Annotated in this window: 16 protein-coding genes and 1 pseudogene; 13 read left to right on the forward strand and 4 right to left on the reverse strand. The window is 72.1% G+C overall.

All coding sequences use genetic code 11. The features are described from left to right. Positions 1 to 57 precede the first annotated feature (57 nt). The 11 genes from cobA to AB0C21_RS11355 all read left to right on the forward strand — a co-directional run bounded on the left by cobA (position 58) and on the right by AB0C21_RS11355 (position 14657). A complete protein-coding gene (gene cobA / locus AB0C21_RS11305) occupies positions 58 to 1296 on the forward strand; it encodes a uroporphyrinogen-III C-methyltransferase (RefSeq protein WP_500203906.1) in 1239 nt (412 codons plus the stop codon). Beyond that, on the forward strand, positions 1293 to 3440 hold the full coding sequence (locus AB0C21_RS11310; RefSeq protein WP_500203908.1) for a GTPase family protein: 2148 nt from the start codon (positions 1293 to 1295) through the stop codon (positions 3438 to 3440). Before cobA ends, AB0C21_RS11310 begins: the two co-directional genes overlap by 4 nt. Next, complete coding sequence (locus AB0C21_RS11315; protein ID WP_500203909.1) at positions 3437 to 5149, forward strand: GTPase family protein; 1713 nt, start codon at positions 3437 to 3439, stop codon at positions 5147 to 5149. The genes AB0C21_RS11310 and AB0C21_RS11315 overlap by 4 nt, the downstream gene beginning before the upstream one ends. An 84-nt stretch (positions 5150 to 5233) precedes the next feature. Continuing rightward, the gene (locus AB0C21_RS11320; RefSeq protein ID WP_149261434.1) at positions 5234 to 5701 is read left to right on the forward strand and encodes a single-stranded DNA-binding protein; all 468 of its coding nucleotides are present in this window, start codon (positions 5234 to 5236) and stop codon (positions 5699 to 5701) included. Between the two features lie 758 nt (positions 5702 to 6459). After that, positions 6460 to 7656, forward strand: a complete 1197-nt coding sequence (locus AB0C21_RS11325; protein ID WP_500203911.1) for a sensor domain-containing diguanylate cyclase — start codon at positions 6460 to 6462, stop codon at positions 7654 to 7656. Between the two features lie 46 nt (positions 7657 to 7702). After that, positions 7703 to 9367 (forward strand): energy-dependent translational throttle protein EttA, encoded by a 1665-nt coding sequence (gene ettA / locus AB0C21_RS11330; protein ID WP_500203912.1) that lies wholly within the window; start codon positions 7703 to 7705, stop codon positions 9365 to 9367. 175 nt (positions 9368 to 9542) lie between these two features. Further along, positions 9543 to 11081: an aldehyde dehydrogenase (NADP(+)) gene (locus AB0C21_RS11335; RefSeq protein ID WP_500203913.1), complete on the forward strand. Its 1539-nt coding sequence runs from the start codon at positions 9543 to 9545 to the stop codon at positions 11079 to 11081. Further along, positions 11078 to 11731, forward strand: a complete 654-nt coding sequence (locus AB0C21_RS11340) for an enolase-like domain-containing protein (RefSeq protein ID WP_500203914.1) — start codon at positions 11078 to 11080, stop codon at positions 11729 to 11731. The genes AB0C21_RS11335 and AB0C21_RS11340 overlap by 4 nt, the downstream gene beginning before the upstream one ends. A 48-nt stretch (positions 11732 to 11779) precedes the next feature. Then, positions 11780 to 12211, forward strand: a complete 432-nt coding sequence (locus tag AB0C21_RS11345) for an acyl-CoA thioesterase (RefSeq protein ID WP_149261438.1) — start codon at positions 11780 to 11782, stop codon at positions 12209 to 12211. After that, on the forward strand, positions 12208 to 12801 hold the full coding sequence (locus AB0C21_RS11350; protein ID WP_500203915.1) for a GNAT family N-acetyltransferase: 594 nt from the start codon (positions 12208 to 12210) through the stop codon (positions 12799 to 12801). Before AB0C21_RS11345 ends, AB0C21_RS11350 begins: the two co-directional genes overlap by 4 nt. Before the next feature lie 443 nt (positions 12802 to 13244). Beyond that, positions 13245 to 14657 (forward strand): S28 family serine protease, encoded by a 1413-nt coding sequence (locus tag AB0C21_RS11355; RefSeq protein ID WP_500203916.1) that lies wholly within the window; start codon positions 13245 to 13247, stop codon positions 14655 to 14657. An 82-nt stretch (positions 14658 to 14739) separates the two neighbouring features. Here the strand turns inward: AB0C21_RS11355 and AB0C21_RS11360 are convergent, their stop codons facing one another. From AB0C21_RS11360 to AB0C21_RS11375, 4 genes and pseudogenes are all read right to left on the reverse strand, one after another. Further along, the gene (locus AB0C21_RS11360; RefSeq protein WP_500203918.1) at positions 14740 to 16308 is read right to left on the reverse strand and encodes a glycoside hydrolase family 13 protein; all 1569 of its coding nucleotides are present in this window, start codon (positions 16306 to 16308) and stop codon (positions 14740 to 14742) included. Positions 16309 to 16332: 24 nt separating this feature from the next. Next, positions 16333 to 16698: pseudogene (locus tag AB0C21_RS11365) on the reverse strand (globin); the annotation flags it as partial. 72 nt (positions 16699 to 16770) lie between these two features. Next, entirely contained in the window at positions 16771 to 17811 is a 1041-nt protein-coding gene (locus AB0C21_RS11370) for a mechanosensitive ion channel family protein (RefSeq protein WP_500203919.1), read from the reverse strand. Positions 17812 to 18098: 287 nt separating this feature from the next. Beyond that, on the reverse strand, positions 18099 to 18398 hold the full coding sequence (locus tag AB0C21_RS11375; RefSeq protein ID WP_149261444.1) for a hypothetical protein: 300 nt from the start codon (positions 18396 to 18398) through the stop codon (positions 18099 to 18101). 392 nt (positions 18399 to 18790) lie between these two features. Between AB0C21_RS11375 and AB0C21_RS11380 the strand changes: the two genes are divergently transcribed. Next, positions 18791 to 20440 carry an NsdA family TPR-like regulatory protein gene (locus tag AB0C21_RS11380; protein WP_500203921.1) on the forward strand — a complete coding sequence of 550 codons (1650 nt, stop codon included), beginning with the start codon at positions 18791 to 18793 and terminating at the stop codon, positions 20438 to 20440. Between the two features lie 5 nt (positions 20441 to 20445). Beyond that, entirely contained in the window at positions 20446 to 21051 is a 606-nt protein-coding gene (locus AB0C21_RS11385) for a GNAT family N-acetyltransferase (protein WP_500203922.1), read from the forward strand. Positions 21052 to 21291 lie beyond the last annotated feature (240 nt).

A 21291-nucleotide genomic window follows, 5' to 3' on the forward strand; every position in this document is an offset into this window, starting at 1 on the left:
GCCGAGTACCTTTGTTCCACAAAGCCACTGTCCGCCACCCCGTCCGAGAGAACCACCGTGCCCCCGTACCTGCTTGGCCTGCGACTCGGCGGGCGACGCGTCCTCGTCGTCGGCGGGGGGCGGGTCGCCCAGCGCCGCGTGCCCGCCCTGCTGGACGCCGGCGCCGAGGTGGTCCTCGTGTCCCCCTCGGTCACCGCGACCCTGGAGGGCCTCGCCGACCATGGCCGCATCACCTGGCACCGGCGGCGCTACGAGCACGGCGACTGCGCCGGCGCCTGGCTGGTGCAGGCCGTCACCGACGACGCCAAGGTCAACGGCGACGTGGTGGCGGAGGCCGACGCCGCGCGGATCTGGTCCGTCCGGGCCGACGACGCCGAGTCGTCCCCGGCCTGGACGCCCGCCAGCGGGCACGCGGGCGACGCGACCGTCGGGGTGCTGCTCGGCGGCGACCCCAGGCGCGCCGCGGGCATCCGCGACGCGGTGGTGGAGGGGCTCCGCGACGGCGCCCTCGAATCCCGGCACTCCCGGCGCAAGCCCGCGGGCGTCGCGCTCGTCGGCGGCGGGCCGGGCGACCCGGGCCTGATCACCGTGCGCGGGCGGCAGCTGCTCGCCATGGCCGACGTCGTCGTCACCGACCGGCTCGCCCCCGGCGGGCTGCTGGACGAGCTGGCCGCCGACGTCGAGGTGATCGACGCCGCCAAGATCCCCTACGGCCGCACGGTCACCCAGGACCGCATCAACGAGTACCTGGTCGAGCACGCGCGGCGGGGCCGCTTCGTCGTCCGGCTCAAGGGCGGCGACCCGTTCGTGTTCGGGCGCGGCGGCGAGGAGGCGCTGTACTGCGCCCGCCACGGCGTCCCCGTCACGGTCGTCCCCGGCATCACCAGCGCGGTCGCCGTGCCGTCCGCCGCCGGCATCCCGGTCACCCACCGGGGCGTCGCGCAGGAGTTCCACGTCGTCTCCGCGCACGTCCCGCCCGGGCACCCCGACTCGACCGTCGACTGGGAGGCGCTCGCCCGCGCGAACGGCACGATCGTCCTGCTCATGGCGGTGGAGCGGATGGGGCTCATCGCGGCGGCCCTCATGCGCTATGGTCGGTCGTCCGGCACGCCGGTGGCCGTGGTGCAGGACGGCACCCTTCCCGGCCAGCGGGCGCTGACGGCGACGCTGGGCACGGTGGCCGACGAGATGGCCGCCGGTGAGGTCCGGCCCCCGGCGATCGTGGTCGTGGGCGACGTGGTCAACGTGGCACGAGAGATCGACATGATTCGAGCGGACTTGGGACGGGATCCGTGACACCCCCCGCAGAGCAGAGCACGGTCCACGACGAGGAGGCCGGCGCCGGCTCGGGCCGCGGGGTCGAGGAGCCCGCCCCCGGCGAGACCACGGCGTCCGGTGAGACCACTACGTCCGGTGAGACCACTACGTCCGGTGAGACCGCCACGTCCGGTGAGAGCGGGGCGTCCGGTGAGACGGCGTCCGGCGAGAACACGTCCGGCGAGGACGCGCCCGCCGAGCGCGGGCGGGTCGAGGACACGGGAGGCCGCGCCACGGCACGGAAGAAGGAGACCTCGAAGAAGGGCAGGGCGGGAGACGACGCCGTGCCCGAGGACGAGGCGAAGGACGTCCAGACCCCCGAGACCGAGACCTCCGAGGGCGCCGAGACGCCCGAGGCCGTCGAGAACGTCGCGATGGCCCAGCCCAAGCCCAAGCGCGGCAGGCGGCGCGCCCCCAAGGCCGGGGCCACGGTCAACCAGGGCGAACTGGTGCGCGCCCTGACCGCGCTGCGCGAGCAGCTCGGCGCGTTCGACTTCCTGCTCGACGTCCCCGGCGTGGAGCAGGCCCGCGAGGCCCGCGACGAGCTGCGCGGCCAGCTCGTCGACTACGTGCTGCCCCGCGTCCAGGCCGCCGGCGCCCCCATGCTCGTGGTGCTCGGCGGCTCCACGGGAGCGGGCAAGTCCACCCTGGTCAACACGCTCGTCGGCGCCCGCGTCAGTGCGACCGGCGTGCTGCGCCCCACCACCAGCAGCCCGATCCTCGTCTGCCACCCCGACCACGTCCAGTGGTTCATGGAGGGCCCGCTCCTGCCCGGCATGGGACGGGTCCGCGGCCCCGCGCCCGACGCCATCGCGGGCGACCAGCTGGTCATCATCGCCAGCGACGTCCTCCCGCCGGGGCTCGCCCTGCTCGACAGCCCCGACTTCGACTCCGTCTTCGAAGACCACTACGAGTTCGCGACCAAGCTGATGGCCGCCGCCGACCTGTGGCTGTGCGTCACCACCGCGGCCCGGTACGCCGACGCCCAGGTCTGGCAGATGCTCCAGCGGGCCAAGGAGAACGGCGCCACGATCGGCGTCGTGCTGTCGCGCGTCCCGCAGGGCGCCGGCGCGGGCGGCGGCGAGATCGTCGAGCACTTCGCCGAGATGCTCGACGAGCACGAGGTCGGCGACGCGCGGCGCTTCACCATCCCGGAGACCCGGGTCGAGGACAGCCGCCTCCCCGAGGAGACCGTCGAGGACATCCGCTCCTGGCTGACCGGCGTCGCCGAGGACGCCGAGGACCGCGAGATCGTCGTCAGCGACACCCTCGCCGCCGTACTGGACAGCTTCCGCACCCGCGTTCCCGAGGTCGCCCGGCAGGTCGAGGCCCAGGTCGAGCAGCGCACCGAGCTGGCCAGGGAGGTCGAGGCCGGATACGGCACCGCCCTCGCCGAACTGGACGAGGCCACCCGCAACGGCTCGCTGCTGCGCGGCGAGGTGCTGGCCCGCTGGCAGGACTTCGCCGGCACCGGCGACCTGCTGCGCTCCCTGCACGTCCAGCGGTCCCGGCGCGGCCGCGCCGCGAACCGGCGGCACCGCAGCCCGGCCCGCGTGCGCGCCCTCAAGGCGGCGCTGCGCAGCGGCCTGGAGTCGCTGATCATGGCGTCCGCCGAGCACGGCGCCGAGCAGGTCATGGCCCGCTGGCGCGAGCACCCGGCGGGCCCGCAGGTGCTCGCCCGCGCCGACGCGAGCCTCGGGCACGTCTCCCCGGAGCTGTCGCGCCGCGTCACCCGGGCCGTCAGCGCCTGGCAGGACCACGTCCAGGAGCTGATCCGCACCCAGGGCGTCACCAAGCGCTCGGTCGCGAAGCTGGTCTCGTTCGACACCGAGGCGGTCTCGCTCGTCCTGATGGTCGGCATGCTCGGCTACGGGACGTCCGACGTGGCCGTGGAGGGCGGCAACAGCGCCGTCCCGCAGCGGCTGCTGAAGGCCCTGTTCGGCGCCGAGTCCCTGCGCGGCATGGGCGCCAAGGCCCGTGCCGACCTGCGCAGCCGCATCGGGATGCTGTTCGACGAGGAGGCCATCCGGTTCGGGCAGGTGCTCGACTCGGCCGGCATCCCCGACGAGACCGTCCCCGTCCAGCTGTACCAGGCCACCTACAACCTCGAGGTTGCCCGATGACCACCTCGGCCATCCCCGCGAACTCCCCGGCGGGAACCGGCGAGACCCCGCTCCCCGGCGCGCCCGCGCCCGGCGCCCCCGCCGAGCCCGCCGGCCCGCCCGCGCTGGTCGACCGGCTCAACGGCCTCGACCGGCTCGTCCAGGCGGGGCTCGGACGGCTCGACCAGCCCGTCCTGGACGACGCCGACGCGCTGCTGCGGCGTGCCGGGCAGCGGCTGCGGCTGTCCGGGGACCACACCGTCGTCACCCTCGCCGGCGGCACCGGCAGCGGCAAGTCCTCGCTGTTCAACGCCATCTGCGGGCTCGAACTGTCGCCGACCGGGATGCGCCGCCCGATGACCTCGCAGGCGCACGCGTGCGTCTGGGGGCTGGACGGGGCGGGCCCCCTCCTCGACTGGCTCGACGTCGACAAGCGCCACCGCTACGCCCGCGCCAGCGCCCTCGACGAGCGCGCCGACGCCTCCCTGCAGGGCCTCGTCCTGATCGACCTGCCCGACCACGACTCCATCCAGGCGATGCACCGCGCCGAGGTCGACCGGTTCGTCACCATCGCCGACCTGCTGGTCTGGGTGGTCGACCCGCAGAAGTACGCCGACGCGGCCCTGCACCGCAACTACATCGTCCCGTTCGCCCGGCACACCGGCGTCACCCTGGTCGTCCTCAACCAGGTCGACCGGCTCGCCCCGCACGAGATCGACGACTGCGTCGCCGACCTGCGCCGCCTCCTGGAGGCCGAGGGGCTCGCCGACCCGCGGATCGTCACGACCTCCGCGGTCGCCGAGGACGGCGTGCACGGCTTCCGCGACATCCTCGTCGACACCGTCGCCGCCCGCCGCGCCCGCACCGAGCGGCTGTCGGCCGACGTCGACCGGGCCGCCGAGCGCTTCATCGGCTACCGCTTCGACGCCGAGCCGCCCGTCACGGTCGACGACGGGCGCAAGGCCGACCTCATCCAGGCCTTCACCGACGCCGCGGGCGCGCCCGCCGTCGCCGAGGCCATGGAGAGCGCCTACGAGCTGCGCGCCGCCGACTTCATCGGCTGGCCCGTCACCGCCATGATCACCCGGCTGCGGTCGGACCCGCTGCGCCGGATGCGGCTCACCGAGCTGCGCGAGGAGCTGCGCAACGCCTTCACCGGCCCGATCGGCGCCCAGCAGGGCGACGTGGACAACGCGCTCCAGGCCGTCACCGAGGGCGTGGCCGCCGAGCTCCCGCCGCACTGGGGCCGCTCGGTCCGCGCGGCGGCCCGCTCCCACGCCGGCGAGATCCCGGAGGCGCTCGGCGAGTCCCTCAAGGAGGCCCTGCCGACGTTCAACGTGGTGCCGCGCTGGTGGTGGCTGGTGAAGACCTGGCAGTACTTCCTGATCCTGGTCGCCGCCCTCAGCGTCGTGTGGATCGGCTTCCTCGTCGCCTACGGGCTGCTCGGCCTCGGCGGCGACGACCCCGACGGCCTCCTCGGCCAGGCGGGGCTGATCCCGTACGTCGCCATCCTGGCCGTCTGCACGTTCGGGATGGGCTGGCTCACCGCCTCCGCGTGCCGCAACATGGTCGCCCTGTCGTCCGCCAAACACGGCGAGAAGATGGAGCTCCACATGCGCCAGGGCATCGAGCGCGTCGCCCGGGAGAAGGTGATCGTCCCCATCGAGGACGACCTGGAGGTCTACGCCCGCTTCCGCCGGGACGTGGACGTCGCCCTCGGCCGCGGCTGAGTTATCCACAATTCCGTGACGCCCGGCCGGGGCCGCCGCCGCTGAGCCACCGTTGTCCTCGTACGCGAGACAACGGAGGACGCGATGAACGAGGCGCTTGTCACCATCACCGGCTGGGTAGCGGCCGAGCCCCGCTACGCCGTGACGGCCAACGGCCACCCCTTCCTGTCGCTGCGGGTGGGCTGCACGCCCCGCCGCTTCGACCGCCAGACCAACCAGTGGCAGGACGACGAGTCCCTGTTCGTGACGGTGAACTGCTGGCGCGGCCTCGCCGACAACATCAACGCGTCCGACCTCCAGCGCGGCACCCCGGTCCTGGTCACCGGCCGCCTGCGCATCCGCCAGTACGAACGCGACGACCAGTGGCGCTTCTCCGCCGAGGTGGAGGCCACCACCCTGGGCCCCGACCTGTCCCGCGGCACGGTCGACTACCGCCCCGCCCAACGCAGCGGCCCCCTGACGGACGAAGACCGCCAACTGGCCCGCGAAACCGCCGACCAATGGGCCCTGACAACCCCTACCGACCAGGAGGAGGAACCCAAGGCCGCCTAACCCACCCCATGCCCCCCGCCCCCGATCACAGCCCCCCACACCAACCCCGCCCACCGAACCCGCCGCCGGACCGGCCGTCGAGCCTGGCCGTTGCGTCCGGTCGTAGGACCCGGCTGCCGGAATAAGGCCGTACGGGGGCGCTGGTCCGGGGTGCCGGATCCGGGCGTCGAGCCCGGTCGTCGGACCGGCCGTCAACTCTGGACGTCGAGGTCGGTCGCCGAGCCTGGCTGCCGGAGCCGCCCGCCGGAGCTGGCCGTCGAGTTCTGGTTTCCGGATTCGGTCGCTGGATCGGTCGGCGGGCCGGTGGCCGGGTTCGGCCGCGCGTTCGGGCGCGCGGGCCCCCCGGGCCTGCTTGGCCGCGGAGTTTTTCGTGGGCGAGCAGGGGTGGGCCGGGATGTCCGGGTGGGGGGAGGTCGCGGGTCGCAGGTGGCGGGTCCGTGTGGGCGTGCCCGCGGCCTTGGTGGCTTTCTGGCAGGTCAGATCCAGGAAACGCCGCGCATGATGGTCCCCCTCAGGATGTGCCGGGCGCCGTGAGATGTCGGGCCCGGACGCCGGTGATCAGATCGGTCACCCGCTTGGGCGTTCCCGAACGTACCTGTTTCACGCCCGTTCCGCACACGTTGCAACTATCGTATTACACAACGTGATGTGCGTAAGGGGGAAGGATGACGGCAGTGCAGTCGTCCGCCGAGGACCGGGGTGGGGAGCTGGCGCGCAGGCCGAGGCGCAGGGCGCGACTTAAGCGTCCGTCCCTGCTCGTGGTCTACGTGCCGGTGGTCGTCGCCGTCCATCTGGGGCTCACCGTCGCCGGGCTCCTGGACACCCCGTTCCGGGGCGACGACCTGATGACCTTCGGCGCCCTGCTGGCGTGCAGCGCCGTGTGCATCGAGGCGACCCGCAGGCTGGGGATGCCGGCGGGCGTCGCGCGCGACCTGCTGTCGGCCTGGTGGCTGCCGGTCGCGCTGCTGCTGCCGCCGGTGTACGCGCTGCTGATCCCGGTGCCATTGCAGGCGCTGCTGCAGTTCCGCGTCCGCCGGACGCTGATCTACAGGCGGGCGCTCGTCGCCGCGGCGCACGGGATCGCCGGCGCGGGCGCGTCGGTGGTGTTCCACCTCGTGGTGCCCGATCCGCTGCAGGGCGCGCCGCAGTGGGTCGTCGACGCCTACCCGGGCATCCCGGCGGCCGTCGGCTGCGCGGCGCTGTTCACGGTGGTGAACACGGCGATCGTCGCGGTCGCCGCGCACGCCGCCGATCCCGAGAGCCGCTGGCGGGACGTCCTGTGGACGCGCGAGAGCCTCCTGCTGGACGTGGTGGAGCTCTGCGTCGGCATCCTCGTGGCGATCACGAGCGCGCTGTCGCTGGGGCTGCTGCTGCTCGCCCTGCCGCCGGTGATGCTCCTGCAGCGCAGCCTGATGCACCAGCAGCTCCAGGCCGCCGCGCGCACCGACGCCAAGACGGGCCTGCTGAACGCCGCCGCGTGGCAGCGCGAGGCCGACACCGAGCTGTCCAGGGCCCTGCGCACCCACGACGCCGTCGCCCTCCTGCTGATCGACATCGACCACTTCAAGCGCGTCAACGACACCCACGGCCACCTGGTCGGCGACCAGGTGCTGGTCGGCGTGGCCAGCACCCTGTGCCACCAGCTGCGCGACTACGACGTGGTGGGCCGGTTCGGCGGCGAGGAGTTCGTCGTCCTGCTGCCGGGCGCCGACACCGTGGAGGCCTGCCGCGTCGCCGAGCGCCTCCGCGGACGGGTGCGCCGCCTCGCCGTCCCCGCCGAGGAGGGCACCGTCACGGTCACGGTCTCCGTGGGCGTCTCGCTGTTCCGCACCCACGGCCAGGACCTCCTGGAACTCCTCGCGGCGGCCGACCTGGCGCTCTACCGCGCCAAGTCCTCGGGACGCGACCGGGTGTGCCTCCCCGCCCTGGAGGGGCCCAAGCCGTCCGACAACTGAGGCGCGACGCGATAAACAGGTTCCAGGACCCCCTAGTCTTGACGACATGGCCGAGTACATCTACACGATGCAGCGTGTGCGCAAGGCACATGGCGACAAGGTCGTCCTCGACGACGTCACCCTGCATTTTCTTCCGGGCGCGAAGATCGGCGTCCTGGGGCCCAACGGCACCGGTAAGTCGACGCTGCTGCGCATGATGGCCGGTCTGGAACAGCCCTCGAACGGCGACGCGCGCCTCATGCCCGGTTTCTCCGTCGGCATGCTCCAGCAGGAGCCGCCGCTGAACGAGGAGAAGGACGTCCTCGGGAACGTCCAGGAGGGCGTCGCCGAGACCAAGGCGATGCTCGACCGGTTCAACGAGATCGCCGAGCTGATGGCGACGGACTACTCCGACGAGCTGATGGAGGAGATGGGCAAGCTGCAGGAGCAGCTCGACCATCGCAACGCGTGGGACCTCGACAGCCAGCTCGACCAGGCGATGGACGCGCTGCGCTGCCCGCCCGGCGACGCCGACGTGTCGAAGCTGTCGGGTGGTGAGCGCCGGCGCGTCGCGCTGTGCAAGCTGCTGCTGGAGGCGCCCGACCTGCTGCTGCTGGACGAGCCCACCAACCACCTGGACGCGGAGAGCGTCCAGTGGCTGGAGCAGTTCCTCGCCAAGTACGAGGGCACGGTCCTGGCCGTCACGCACGACCGGTACTTCCTCGACAACGTGGCCACCTGGATCCTGGAGCTCGACCGGGGCCGCTGCTACCCCTACGAGGGCAACTACTCCGTCTACCTCGAGAAGAAGGCCGACCGGCTCAAGGTCGAGGGCAACAAGGACGCCAAGCGCAAGAAGCGCCTCGAGGACGAGCTGGAGTGGGTCCGCTCGAACCCGAAGGCGCGCCAGACCAAGAGCAAGGCCCGTCTGGAGCGGTACGAGGAGATGGCCGCCGAGGCCGCGAAGCACCGCAAGCTCGACTTCGAGGAGATCCAGATCCCGCCGGGCCCGCGCCTCGGCCAGACGGTGATCATCGCCGACAAGCTGACCAAGGGCTTCGACGACCGGCTCCTGATGGACGACCTGACGTTCAACCTCCCCCCGAACGGGATCGTCGGCGTCATCGGCCCCAACGGCGTCGGCAAGACCACGCTGTTCCGGATGATCGTCGGGGAGGAGCAGCCGGACGCGGGCGACCTGCGGGTCGGCGAGACCGTCAAGATCTCCTACGTCGACCAGGGCCGCGGCGGCATCGACCCGAAGAAGACGGTGTGGGAGGTCGTCTCCGACGGCCTGGACCACATCAACGTCGGCCAGGTCGAGATGCCGTCCCGCGCCTACGTCGCGGCGTTCGGGTTCAAGGGCCCCGACCAGCAGAAGCCCGCCGGCGTCCTGTCCGGCGGCGAGCGCAACCGGCTCAACCTGGCGCTGACGCTCAAGCAGGGCGGCAACGTCCTGCTGCTGGACGAGCCGACCAACGACCTGGACACCGAGACCCTGTCCAGCCTGGAGAACGCCCTCCTGGAGTTCCCCGGGTGCGCCGTGATCACCTCGCACGACCGGTGGTTCCTGGACCGCATCGCCACGCACATCCTCGCGTGGGAGGAGGGCTCGAACTGGTTCTGGTTCGAGGGCAACTTCGCCGACTACGAGAAGAACAAGATCGAGCGGCTGGGCGCCGACGCCGCCCGCCCGCACCGGGTCACCCACCGCAAGCTGACCCGCGACTGACCCCGTCGCCACCGGACGGCCGCGCGATCACGATCGCGCGGCCGTTCGCGTTCCCGTCCGAAACCGGCGATACCGGTCGCGCATCGAACGATGCGTTCTTCGTGTTGGACAGGTATCGATCACGTCTCCTATCGTCCGGGTTCAGACACTCCGCCGGACCGAGGAGGACGGGACGTTGGCGCGGCTCACCGGGCAGATGCTGATCGGTTCCGAGCACGTCACCGGGACGGGGGAGGCGATCACCGCCGTCGATCCCCGCACCGGGGAACGCCTCGCGCCCGAGTACCGCTACGGCGGCGACGCCGAGGTGGACCGGGCCTGCGCCCTCGCGGAGGAGGCGTTCGACGCCTACCGCGCGACGGGGCCCGAGGAGCGGGCCGCGTTCCTCGAATCGATCGCCGCGAGGCTCGACGACCGAGCCGGTGATCTCGTCCGGCGCGCCGCGTCCGAGACGGGACTTCCCGAAGCCCGGCTGACCGGGGAGGTCGCGCGCACCTCGGGGCAGTTGCGCCTGTTCGCCTCCGACCTGCGCGCGGCCGTGAAGCCCGGCGCCACCGCCCGCTACGGCTCGCGTCCGCCGGAGGGCGCCGGACCAGGGGCGGGCGGCCCGGCCGCGAGCACCGACCCGCCGGGCGAGGGCGCACCCGAGATCCGGCAGGGGCGGGTGCCGCTCGGGCCCGTCGCGGTGTTCGGCGCGAGCAACTTCCCGCTGGCGTTCTCGGTGGCGGGCGGCGACACCGCATCCGCGCTCGCGGCGGGCTGCCCGGTGGTCGCGAAGGCGCACGACGCCCACCCCGGCACCTGCGAGCTGGCCGGACGGGCCGTCTCGGAGGCCGTCCGGGAGGCCGGGCTGCCCGAGGGGGTGTTCTCGATGCTGTACGGGGACGGCCCCACGCTCGGCATCGCACTCGTCACCGACCCGCGGGTCCAGGCCGTCGGGTTCACCGGTTCCCGGAAGGCGGGCCTGGCGATCGCGAGGGCGGCGGCGGGCCGCCCGCGGCCGATCCCGGTCTACGCGGAGATGAGCAGCGTCAACCCGGTCTTCCTGCTGCCGGACGCGCTGGCCGAGCGCCCCGCCGAACTGGCGGAGGAGTACGTCGGCTCGGTCACGCTCGGCGCCGGCCAGTTCTGCACCAACCCGGGCCTGGTCTTCGCGGTCGGCGGCACCGGCCTCGACGCCTTCCTGGACGCGGCGGCGGCGGCGATCGAGGCCGCCCCCGGGGCCCCCATGCTCACGCCGGGCATCGCCCGCGCCTACGCCGAGGGCGTCGAACGGCTCGGACGGCGTCCCGGCGTGAAGATCCTCGCGCGCGGCCGGGAGCCCGAGGCGGCGGCCGGATGCCGCGCCGCCCTCGCGGCCGTGGACGCCGGGGACTTCGGGCCCGACCTCCAGGAGGAGATCTTCGGCGCCTGCTCCCTCGTCGTCCGCTGCGGCGACCTCGACGAGGCCATCGGCCTGGCGCGCGGGCTGGAGGGCCAGTTGACCGCGACGATCCATGGCGGGGGGAAGGCGGCGGCCCGGCTGCTGCCCGTCCTGGAACGGCTCGCCGGACGGATCCTGTGGGGCGGATGGCCCACGGGCGTCCGGGTAGGGCACGCGATGGTGCACGGCGGGCCGTACCCGGCGACGTCCGACGCGCGGACGACGTCCGTCGGGAGCTTCGCCGTCGAGCGGTTCCAGCGGCCGATCGCCTACCAGGGGGTTCCGCGGTGAGCACGCCGGTCGTCACCGGGATGCGGGTCGTCCCGGTCGCCGGGAGCGACAGCATGCTGCTCAACCTCGGCGGCGCCCACGGGCCGTTCTTCACGCGGAACATCGTGCTGCTCAGCGACTCGTCCGGCAGCACGGGCGTCGGGGAGGTGCCGGGCGGCGAGGGCATCCGGCGGACGCTGGAGGAGGCCCGCGGGCTGGTGGTCGGCAGGCCCATCGGACGGTCCGACGAGATCCTCAACGCGGTCCGCGCGGCGTTCGGCCACCTGGACGCGGGCGGGCGCGGCCCGCTCACCCACGACACCAGGATCACCGTCCACGCGCTGGCCGCGATCGAGTCGGCGCTGCTCGACCTGATGGGGCGGTTCCTCGGCGTTCCGGTGGCGGCGCTGCTCGGGGACGGCGTCCAGCGCCGGACGGTCCCGGTGCTCGGCTACCTCTTCTACGTCGGCGACCGGAACAGGACGGACCTTCCCTACGAAGCGCCACCGGAGGGCGCGGACGGCTGGGAGCGGGTGCGCCGGGAGGAGGCGCACGACCGCTACGTCCGTTACGGGCTGGGCGACCGCGACGACGCCGCCGCGATGGAGTACCTGGTGCCGGGCTGGCGGTTCGACCCGAAGCGCCCGTGCCTCGTCAGGGACTTCACCTGACACGGGTAGCATCAGGCCGACCCCGGTTCCCCTCACCCAGGCGAGGACATGCAGCAGTTGCCCACGGCCGAGTACCGGCACGTCTACGAGTTCAAGATCCGGTTCGGCGACATCGACTCCCAGGGACACGTGAACAACGTCAAGTTCCTCGGCTACCTTGAGGACGCCCGGCTGGAGATGTTCCACGGCGACCCGGTGCGCAAGGGCGAGCAGCCCGTCCGCGGCATGGTGATCTCGCGGCACGAGATCGACTACCGGCACCCGCTGCTGCCGACCGTCTACCCGATCCGGGTGGAGACGTGGGTGACCGAGGCCCGCGCGGCGTCGTTCAAGCTGGCCTACGAGGTGCGCGACGACGACCACCTGTACGCCGAGGCGACCTCGACCCTCGTCGCGTTCGACGTGGAGGCGAACCGGCTGCGGCGGTTCACCCCCGAGGAGCGGGAGTTCATCGGCCGGTACGTGGCGCCCGGGTCATGACCGCCCTCGCCGGCCCCCCGCCCGCGCTGGAGGGCCGCAGGCTCGGTGTCCGCCTGCGCGCCGTCCAGATGGCGGACGCGGAGGCGCTGGCGGCGCTGTACCGGGAGAACCGCGACTACCTGCGCCCCTGGGAGCCGGAACGCGACGAGGCGTACTTCACCCTCGGCGGCCAGCGCGACAACCTGCGCGAACTGACCGAGGCGTACGCGGCGGGGGAGATGTGGCCGGGCGTCATCCTCGCCGGCGGTGAGGTCGCCGGACGCATCACGCTCAACAACATCCTGCGCGGGCCTCTCCAGAGCTGCTTCGTCGGCTACTGGGTCGCCCGCGCACACGCCGGCAGGGGCGTCGCCACCGAGGCGGTCAGGCAGGCACTGGACGTGGCGTTCGGCGAGCTGCGCCTGCACCGCGTCGAGGCGTTCACGCGGGTCGACAACCTCGCGTCCCAGCGCGTGCTCGAACGCAACGGCTTCACCCCCGTGGGGACGGCCCGCCGCCACATCCACCTGGACGGGCGCTGGCACGACGAGCGCCTCTTCGAGCGCTTGGCCCCCTGGGACGACGGCTTCGCCCTCGTCCCTCCCACCTGACCCTCGCTCCCGCCTTCCCCCGCTTCTCGACCTGCACGCCGATCTCTGGGCTCCGGCGGCCGAGTCATCGTCGTGAGGGCTGCCGCCGTCAGGCTTGCCGATGCCCCGCGCTCGGCCGGGGCCCGACTCGACCGCCGCACTCGGCGGGGCCGACTGCCCGAGGCGGTCTGATCTCCGGTCACCGTTGCTCGCCGTTCCGAACGTGATCGAGGTCCACCGGTCGGCGGGCGTTCCTCCAGCGTGACCGCCATTGCCCGCCTGATCACGCTCTGCCGCTTACTGTGCTTGATTTCCGGTCTGATCGGGTGACAACCGAGGCGTCACGGATAGGTAACAAGCCCAACAGCAATCCGTTTTGGCCGGGCTTCTCCCTCTAGGGTCGCGACGCGAATGTGGAGAACCCACGTGAAAGGGGCACAATGCGGCGCGTCTCACGAGGAGCCATGGCACTGCTGCTCGCCGCGGGCATGACCGGGGCGGGCGCCACCGTGGCGCAGGCCGCGGCCACGGCCCAGGCGGGCACGGCGAAGGCCGGCGCCGCCCAGGCGGGCGACATCCTCGCCCAGCTGAAGGCGATCCCCGGCATGCAGGTGACGGAGAAGCCGTCCACCCTGCCGGGCTACCGCTGGTTCTGGCTCGAGTACCGGCAGCCGGTCGACCACCGCAACCCGCGGGGGCAGTGGTTCGAGCAGCGCATCATGTTGCAGCACAAGTCGGCGGACCGTCCCATGGTGCTCTACACCAGCGGGTACAACACGCCCGAGGTGATGTTCACCTCCGAGCCGACGGCGCTGGTCGACGGCAACCAGATCTCGGTCGAGTACCGGTACTTCACCCCGTCCCGTCCCGAGCCGACGGACTGGAAGAAGGACACGATCTGGCAGGCCGCCACCGACGAGCACCGGCTGATCGGCGCCCTCAAGACCATCTACCAGGGCAAGTGGATCTCGACGGGCGCCAGCAAGGGCGGCATGACGGCCGTCTACCACAAGCGCTTCTACCCGCGGGACGTCGACGGCAGCGTCGTGTACGTGGCGCCGAACGACGTGAACAACAACGACGACCGCGCCTACGACAAGTTCTTCCAGACGGTCGGCACCGACCCCGAGTGCCGCGCGAACGTCAAGGCGCTCGCGCGCAAGTTCCTCGAGCGCCGCACCGAGATGCTCAAGCGCTTCAAGGCCGCCGCCGACGAGAACGGCTGGACGTTCGAAATCCTGCGCACCCAGGACCGCGCGTTCGAGAACTCGGTGATGGACTACGAGTGGGGCTTCTGGCAGTACAGCCTGCAGTCGGCCTGCGCGTCGCTGCCGAAGGCGGCGGACGCCACGGACGACCAGCTCTACGAGACGCTCGACAACATCTCCGGGCTGTCGTTCTACAGCGACCAGGGCCTCGCCCCGTACATCCCGTACTACTACCAGGCGGGCACCCAGCTCGGCTGGCCGACGCCGAAGTTCAAGCACCTGCGGCCGCTGCTGCGGTACGAGGACAGCTACCAGCCGCGCACCTACGTCCCGCGCGACATCCCGATGCGGTTCGACAACGGCCGTGCCATGCGCGACATCGACAGCTGGGTGCGCGGCAACGCGAACCACATGCTGTTCCTGTACGGCGCCAACGACCCGTGGGGCTCCGAGCCGTTCCGCCTCGGGCGCGGCAGCCGCGACTCGGCGGTCTACGTCGCCCCGGGCATGAACCACAGCGGCCGCCTCATCGCCAAGCTGCCGAGTGACCAGCAGTCCAAGGCGATCGCCGACGTCAAGCGCTGGGCGGGCCTCGGGGCCGGCATGCAGACGTTCAAGGCGGGTCTGGTCGCCGACGACCCGCTCCAGCTCCAGCGCCCGCCGCTGTAGCCGGAGGCACCTCCAGCGAAGTCCGCGGTGTGCCGGACCGTGCGTCGACCCCTCGCACGGACCGGCGCACCGCGTCGCGCTTTCAGGGGGCGGTCAGCCAGGCGGCGGTGTTGCCGGGGAGCAGGTCGCCGTAGAGGGGCGTGCTGGTCAGCAGCGGGGTCCCGGCGGGGAGCCGCACCGGGTTCTCGCCGCAGTTGAGCGCGCAGACGAGCGGCCCGCGGCGGAAGAAGAGGGCCGTGTCGGGGGAGTCGATCCACTCCAGCTCGTCGGGGAGGCCGTCCTTCAGGCGGCGGCGCAGGGCGAGCGCCTCGCGGTACCAGTTCAGCATGGAGGACGGGTCGGACGCCTGCGCCTCGGCGGTCATGGACGCCCATCCCCGCGGCATCGGCAGCCAGGGCCGGACGCCGTCGGGGGAGAAGCCGTAGGGCTCGGCGCGTCCCGACCACGGCAGCGGCACCCGGCAGCCGTCGCGTCCGGCGGTCCGCCCGTTCGTGCGCTTGAAGATGGGGTCCTGCCGGGCCTCGTCGGGCAGGTCGGTCACCTCGGGCAGGCCGAGTTCCTCGCCCTGGTACAGGTAGGCCGACCCGGGAAGCGCCAAGAGCAGGAGCAGCGCCGCCTTGGCCCTGCCGTGCCCGATCCCGGGAAGCCCGCCCGGCTGCTCGTAGCGGGTGACGTGGCGGACGGAGTCGTGGCTCGACAGCACCCATGTCGGAGCGGCGCCCATGGGCGCGACGGCCTTCAGCGCGGCGTCGATCACTTCGCGGAACGCCATGGCCGACCACGGAGCCAGTTGCAGGTCGAACTGGAAGACCTGGTGCAGTTCGTCTGGGCGCAGATAGAGCGCGAGGTCCTGCGGGCCGTCCGTCCACACCTCGCCGATGGCCATGCGGTCGTCGTACTCGTCGAGGATCTGCCGCCATCTCCGGTACACGTCGTGGACCTCGGGACGGCTGTACATGGGTCCGTTCAGCATGCGCCGGTCCTGGCCGTGGAGGTCGCGGAACGACTCGTCCTTGAACAGGCCGGCGGCGACGTCGATGCGGAAGCCGTCCACGCCTCGGTCGAGCCAGAACCGCAGGATGTCCTCGAACTCGTGGCGCACCTCCGGGTTGCGCCAGTTCAGGTCGGGCTGCTCGGGCGCGTACAGGTGCAGGTACCACTCGCCGTCGTCCAGCCGCGTCCAGGCCGGGCCGCCGAACGCGGACGGCCAGTCGTTCGGCGGGTCCTCCTCGCCGGGACGTTCCCCTGGCTTGCCGGACCGGAAGATGTAGCGCGAACGTGCGGGCGACCCGGGCGGCGCCGCCAGCGCCTCCCGGAACCAGCGGTGCCGGTCGGAGGAGTGGTTGGGGACGATGTCGACGATCATCCGGAGGCCGTGGTCGTGCGCGTCCGCCACGAGGGCGTCGAAGTCGTCCAGCGTGCCGAACCGGGGGTCGACGTCGCGGTAGTCGGCCACGTCGTAGCCGCCGTCGGCCAGCGGCGAGGTGTAGAACGGGGTGAGCCACAGCGCGTCCACGCCGAGGTCGCGCAGGTGGCCGAGCCGCGACCGGATCCCCCGGAGGTCGCCTTCGCCGTTCCCGTCGGCGTCGGCGAAGCTGCGGACATAGACCTCGTACACGACGGCGTCGCGCCACCACGGGATTCGCGTCATACGAGGCGATCTACCCGCTTAGGTCGGGGCGTTCACCATGCTCTGCGCCGCCATCGTGAAGTAGTTCCAGAGCTGCTTCTCGAGGTCCTCGGGGAGCCCGAGCTCGTCCACGGCGACCCGCATGTGCCGCAGCCACGCGTCCCGCTCGGCCGCGCCGATGACGAACGGCACGTGCCGCATGCGGAGCCTCGGGTGCCCCCGCCGCATGCTGTAGGTGTTGGGGCCGCCCCAGTACTGGATCAGGAACAGCCGCAGCCTCTCCTCGGCCGGACCGAGGTCCTCCTCGGGGTAGAGGGCGCGTAGCTCGGGGTCGTCCGCGACGCCCTGGTAGAAGCGGTGGACCAGCCGGTGGAAGGTCTCCTCGCCGCCGACCGCTTCGTAGAAGGTCACCTGTTCAGCCATAGCGGTCCCACCCTATGTGAGGGGCGTCCCATTCCTCACCTTGATCCATCCGGAAGGCGGCTAGGGCGTGGGGGTGGCGACGGTGACCCCCGCCTCGTCGAACGCGCGCTTGACGCGTTCGCGCAGCTCGCGGGCCACGTCCCCCTGCTTGCCCGGTGCCGTCTTCAGCACGACGCGGATCACGATGGCGTCTCCGGCGAGGGCCTGCACGCCCCACACCGACGGCTGCTCCAGGACGAGGTCGCTCCACGGCGAGTCCGCGGCCATCTCGTCGGCGGTGGCCTGGAGGATCTCCTTGACCTTCTCGGTGTCCTCGTTGATGTCGACCGGGATGTCGAGGACGGCGCGCCCCCAGTTCTGCGACTCGTTCCCGACCTTCTTGATCTCGCCGTTCGGGACGTACCAGACGACGCCGTTCACGTCCCGCATGCGGGTGACCCGCAACGTGACGGCTTCGACCGTCCCCTTGGCGCTGCCCACGTCGATGATGTCGCCGACGCCGTACTGGTCCTCCAGCAGCATGAACAGCCCGGCGAGGAGGTCCTTGACGATGTTCTGCGCGCCGAAGCCGACCGCGACGCCGATGACGCTGGCGCTGGCCAGGATGGGGGCGAGGTTGAGGCCGAGCGAGCCGAGGATGCTGAACGCGGCCGTCCCCATGATGATGACGGACGCGATGGAGCGCAGCACCGAGCCGAGCGTCTGGGCCCGCTGGGCGCGCCGCTTGTTGAGCAGTGCCGGGCTGCCCTCGAAGACCGTCCGGGACCGCTCCCGGACCTTCTCCGACATCGTGCCCTCGGCCATCCGCAGCGTGACCTTGGTGATCATCCGGTGCGCGATGTTCTTCACGATCAGCGCGACCACGAAGGTCACGATGATCCACAGCAGGGTGGTGAGCGGCTTGTCCAGCCAGGTGGCCCAGAACTGGGTGAAGTCGGTGTTCTTCGAGATGTTCCAGACCAGCCGGCAGGAGATGCTGGGGTCGGTGCTCTTGCAGGCCGCCTCGGGGGTGCCCTGCTCGGCCCAGGGCAGGACCTTGGCGACCGGCGACACGGCGAGCGGCGCGGCGAGCGGCACGCTGATCGACGCGACTAGAGACATGGTGTGGCAGACCCTCCCCGGCCATTGTGGTGCCTCGACACCTCGCCGTGGACCCGCGGCGGGCACGAGCCGATCGTAGGGGACTGTTCCGACCGGTTCGTACGACCGCCGGGCATATGGCGGGGCCCGGCCGGGGAGGGGGCCTTCCGGGCGAACGTGCCCCGCGAGGTCGCTGCTGCCGCGCCCTTCTCGCCGCGGCCTCGCGGGACACGCCCGGCTTTGCGGGCGCCCCCTCTCGGGGCGCCCGGGTCTGTGGTGGGGCTCGGACCGGGCCGGGGCCCGGGAGCTCAGGTGCGGCCGCTCACCTCGCGGCGGAGCGGCTGGAGGACGTGCGCCAGCTTGAGGGCGGCGCCGCCCACGTCGTCGACGCGGTGCATGCGCTCGCCCCACGACCACCAGAAGTAGTGGTCCTTGGTCTCGGGAGCCGGCGCGCAGGTGACGTCCTCGGCGAGGCTCGCGGCCTCGGGGTTCACGACCCTGAGGAAGGCCGGCCCCGAGCGGGTCCTGACGACGCGGGCGACCAGCCCCCGCGTGTCGAGTTCGTGTTCCAGCTCTTCGAGGTAGCCGACGCGTCTGTCGCTGACCACCTTCGCACCCCCTCCATCGGCGGGCGGCCCGCCCGCGGGCCCGGAGCCCGGTCGACCGGGCGGTCGACTCTCCGGATTCGTTCGATCACACCATGCGAGAATTGCAACTCTCACGGTGACCGGTCAAGGGGTCGGTCGGGCGCCGGAGAACCGGATTTCCCCACCTCAGAGGAAGTCCCTCGTCCGGCGGAGGAAGAATCTCTACCCGAGGGGTGCCGGGCGCCTCCCGGACATCACCACTTGCCGCGAATCGCTTGGCGGTGGCTGTGACCAGGATTACGCTGCGTGCGCAAGAGATTATCTGTTGTGGCCATTTCGACCGGTCGCCGTGGCACGGACGACCGCCCACCCCCCGAGTGGACGGCGCTCCGGCACGACGGTGAGGAGGCCGGATGTCGGATCCCCCTCGGAAAGAGACGGACGTGGCTCGCCGGATCCGCGCGCACGCCCTGGCCCGGGGGCGGGGGCCGGTCGAGATCGCGCAGGAGATCCACGAGCAGTGCGGGCCGCTGTTCGGCACCAGCCGGATCAAGGCGCACCGGCTGGCGCACGGCGTCGCGCTGTCCGACATCGTGGCGCAGGTCAAGGCGCTCTACGAGGTCGACGGCAAACCGCAGCCCCGGTTAGGGGAGACGCTGCTGTCCGCCTACGAGAGCGGGTACAAGCGTCCCGGCCCCGAATACCTGCACTACCTCTGCGCCGTCTACCGAGTGGAACCCGACGCGCTCGACTACCAGAGCCCCTGCATCTGCGGGCGTGGCCACGCGGCCCGCGCGGGCGCCGCGAGCGTCCCCCAGCCGAGGGTGCCGGACCGCCGTCCGGTGCCCGACCCCGACGCGATCGTCGGGTCGATCGTGCCCAGGAGCGATGAGCGCCCCTGGGCGACCGTCAGCGAACTACGGGGCCATGACCGCGCCGAAGGCCCCCTGACCATTGATGTTGGAGAGGAGGACATCGTGCTTCGTAGGACCCTTCTGCAGTTGCTGGCCGGAGCGGGCGTGGCGCTCGACGGTCAGTTCCTTGGGGCCGTCGACAACCTGCGCCGCAAGATGGACGACACGCTCGTCGGCGCGACCGTCTCGCCGACCATGCTCGACCAGTGGGAGGAGACCACCTACGGCTACGGCCGGCAGTACCAGGCGACCCCGTCGCTCCGGATGCTGTGCGACGTGCTGCTCGACTTCAGCGAGGTGCGGCGCATGTGCGACAAGCGCCAGCCCGTCGAGCTGCAGGAGCGGCTGTGCCGCATCGCCGCCCAGCTGTCCGGGCTGTCCGGGCTGATCATGATCAACCTGGGGGACCACCGGCTCGCCCGCTCGTTCTTCCGCACCGCCCGGACCGCCGCCGACGAGACCGGCGACCGCCAGCTGCGCGCCTGGGTGACCGTCCGCGAGTCGCTCGTGCCGATGTACTACGGCGACCCGCGCGAGGCGCTCCACCTGGCCCGCAAGGCGCAGGACCTCGCCGGCCGGACGCCCGGCGTCGCCGCCGCCATGGCCCCCGCCGTGGAGGCGCGCGCCCTCGGCATGCTGGCGATGCGCGGGCGCGGCGACGCCGCGCCCAGCGCCCGCCGGGCGCTCGTGCGCGGGCGCTCGGTGTTCGACCAGCTCTCCAAGACCGACACCTCCGACCTGGTGTTCGGGTTCACCGACCGGCAGATGGCCTTCTACGAGGGCGACACGTTCACCAACCTCGGCGACCACCGGCAGGGCGACGAGGCGCTCAGCCACGCCCTCACCCTGTACGCGCCCACCGACCGCGTCGACCTGACCCTGGTGCGGCTCGACCGGGCCATGTGCAAGCTGCACGCCGGCCACCCCGAGGCCGCGCTGACGGCCGGCCGGGAGGCCATCTTCGACCTGCCCGCCGACCACCGGTCCGACATCCTCGTCCACCGGGCCCGGCAGATCGGCGCCGCGGTCGCGACCAAGTGCGGCGAGATACCGGAGCTGAAGGACTTCTACGAGGCCCTCTCCGGGCCGTGGGTGAAGAGCCCCACCCAGGATCCCCCCGCCGCCGTCCGCCCCGGGGAGCAGGTCTGAGCGGAATGAGCACGCCCGACAGCGCCTCCTGGCAAGACCACCCCGTCCTCGTCCGGCTCCAGGACGATCCCCCCGAATGGCGGTACGGAGACCTGCGGATCCGCCGCTACCACGCTCCCGACCACGCCGTCGTCCTCGCCCTGCACCGCGAGGGCCTGGCCCAGGTGGGCCTGCGCCCCGGCGACGGCGTCTACTACGACCACGACTTCTTCCAGATGGAGGCCATCTACCTCCGCAACAACGGCGAGTTCCTCGTCGGCGAGCTCGGCGACCGGATCGTCGCGATGGGCGGCCTGCGCCGCGCCGACCTCATCCCCGGCGGCCACGCCCGCGCCTACGGCGGCTACGCCCCCGGCGCACCGGCCCTCGACGCCGCCGAGATGGTGCGCCTGCGCGTCCGGCCCGCCGTCCAGCGCCGCGGCTACGGCACCGCGCTCGTCCAGGCCCTGGAGGAACGCGCGGTGGAGTACGGCTACCGCATCCTCCGAGCCGACACCACCGAACTCCAGACCCCCGCCCTCTCCCTCTACCGCAAGTTCGGCTGGACGGAGACCCGCCGCGAGACCATCGGCGGCATAGTCAACATCTACATCGAAAAACCGCTGCGCTGAAACGACGACACAAACCGTCCACCGCAACAACTTCAGCCACCACAGCAACCCCGCAACAAGCTCACTGGTTGCGATCGCGTCCGAAGGAAGGTTCAAGCGAAGCGAGAACCTGATCGCGCAGCGAGCCGCAAGGCGAGTCGGAGCGATGCCGGCGATCGCCCGCTTTTATCGACGATGGAGGGCCGCCAGGCCCGATGGAGGAGAAAAAAGCAATGAGCACGAACCCCCTCCTGGAGGCTT

It is taken from the genome of Spirillospora sp. NPDC049024, from assembly GCF_040649235.1.
In the GTDB taxonomy this organism is placed as follows: Bacteria; Actinomycetota; Actinomycetes; order Streptosporangiales; family Streptosporangiaceae; genus Spirillospora.

Excerpts from the sequence above, each read along its gene's own strand:
- AB0C21_RS11315 (WP_500203909.1), top strand. The coding sequence starts at position 3,437 with ATGACCACCTCGGCCATCCCCGCGAACTCCCCGGCGGGAACCGGCGAG.
- AB0C21_RS11320 (WP_149261434.1), top strand. The coding sequence starts at position 5,234 with ATGAACGAGGCGCTTGTCACCATCACCGGCTGGGTAGCGGCCGAGCCC.
- ettA (WP_500203912.1), top strand. The coding sequence starts at position 7,703 with ATGGCCGAGTACATCTACACGATGCAGCGTGTGCGCAAGGCACATGGC.
- AB0C21_RS11345 (WP_149261438.1), top strand. The coding sequence starts at position 11,780 with ATGCAGCAGTTGCCCACGGCCGAGTACCGGCACGTCTACGAGTTCAAG.
- AB0C21_RS11350 (WP_500203915.1), top strand. The coding sequence starts at position 12,208 with ATGACCGCCCTCGCCGGCCCCCCGCCCGCGCTGGAGGGCCGCAGGCTC.
- AB0C21_RS11355 (WP_500203916.1), top strand. The coding sequence starts at position 13,245 with ATGGCACTGCTGCTCGCCGCGGGCATGACCGGGGCGGGCGCCACCGTG.
- AB0C21_RS11360 (WP_500203918.1), bottom strand. The coding sequence starts at position 16,308 with ATGACGCGAATCCCGTGGTGGCGCGACGCCGTCGTGTACGAGGTCTAT.
- AB0C21_RS11370 (WP_500203919.1), bottom strand. The coding sequence starts at position 17,811 with ATGTCTCTAGTCGCGTCGATCAGCGTGCCGCTCGCCGCGCCGCTCGCC.
- AB0C21_RS11380 (WP_500203921.1), top strand. The coding sequence starts at position 18,791 with ATGTCGGATCCCCCTCGGAAAGAGACGGACGTGGCTCGCCGGATCCGC.
- AB0C21_RS11385 (WP_500203922.1), top strand. The coding sequence starts at position 20,446 with ATGAGCACGCCCGACAGCGCCTCCTGGCAAGACCACCCCGTCCTCGTC.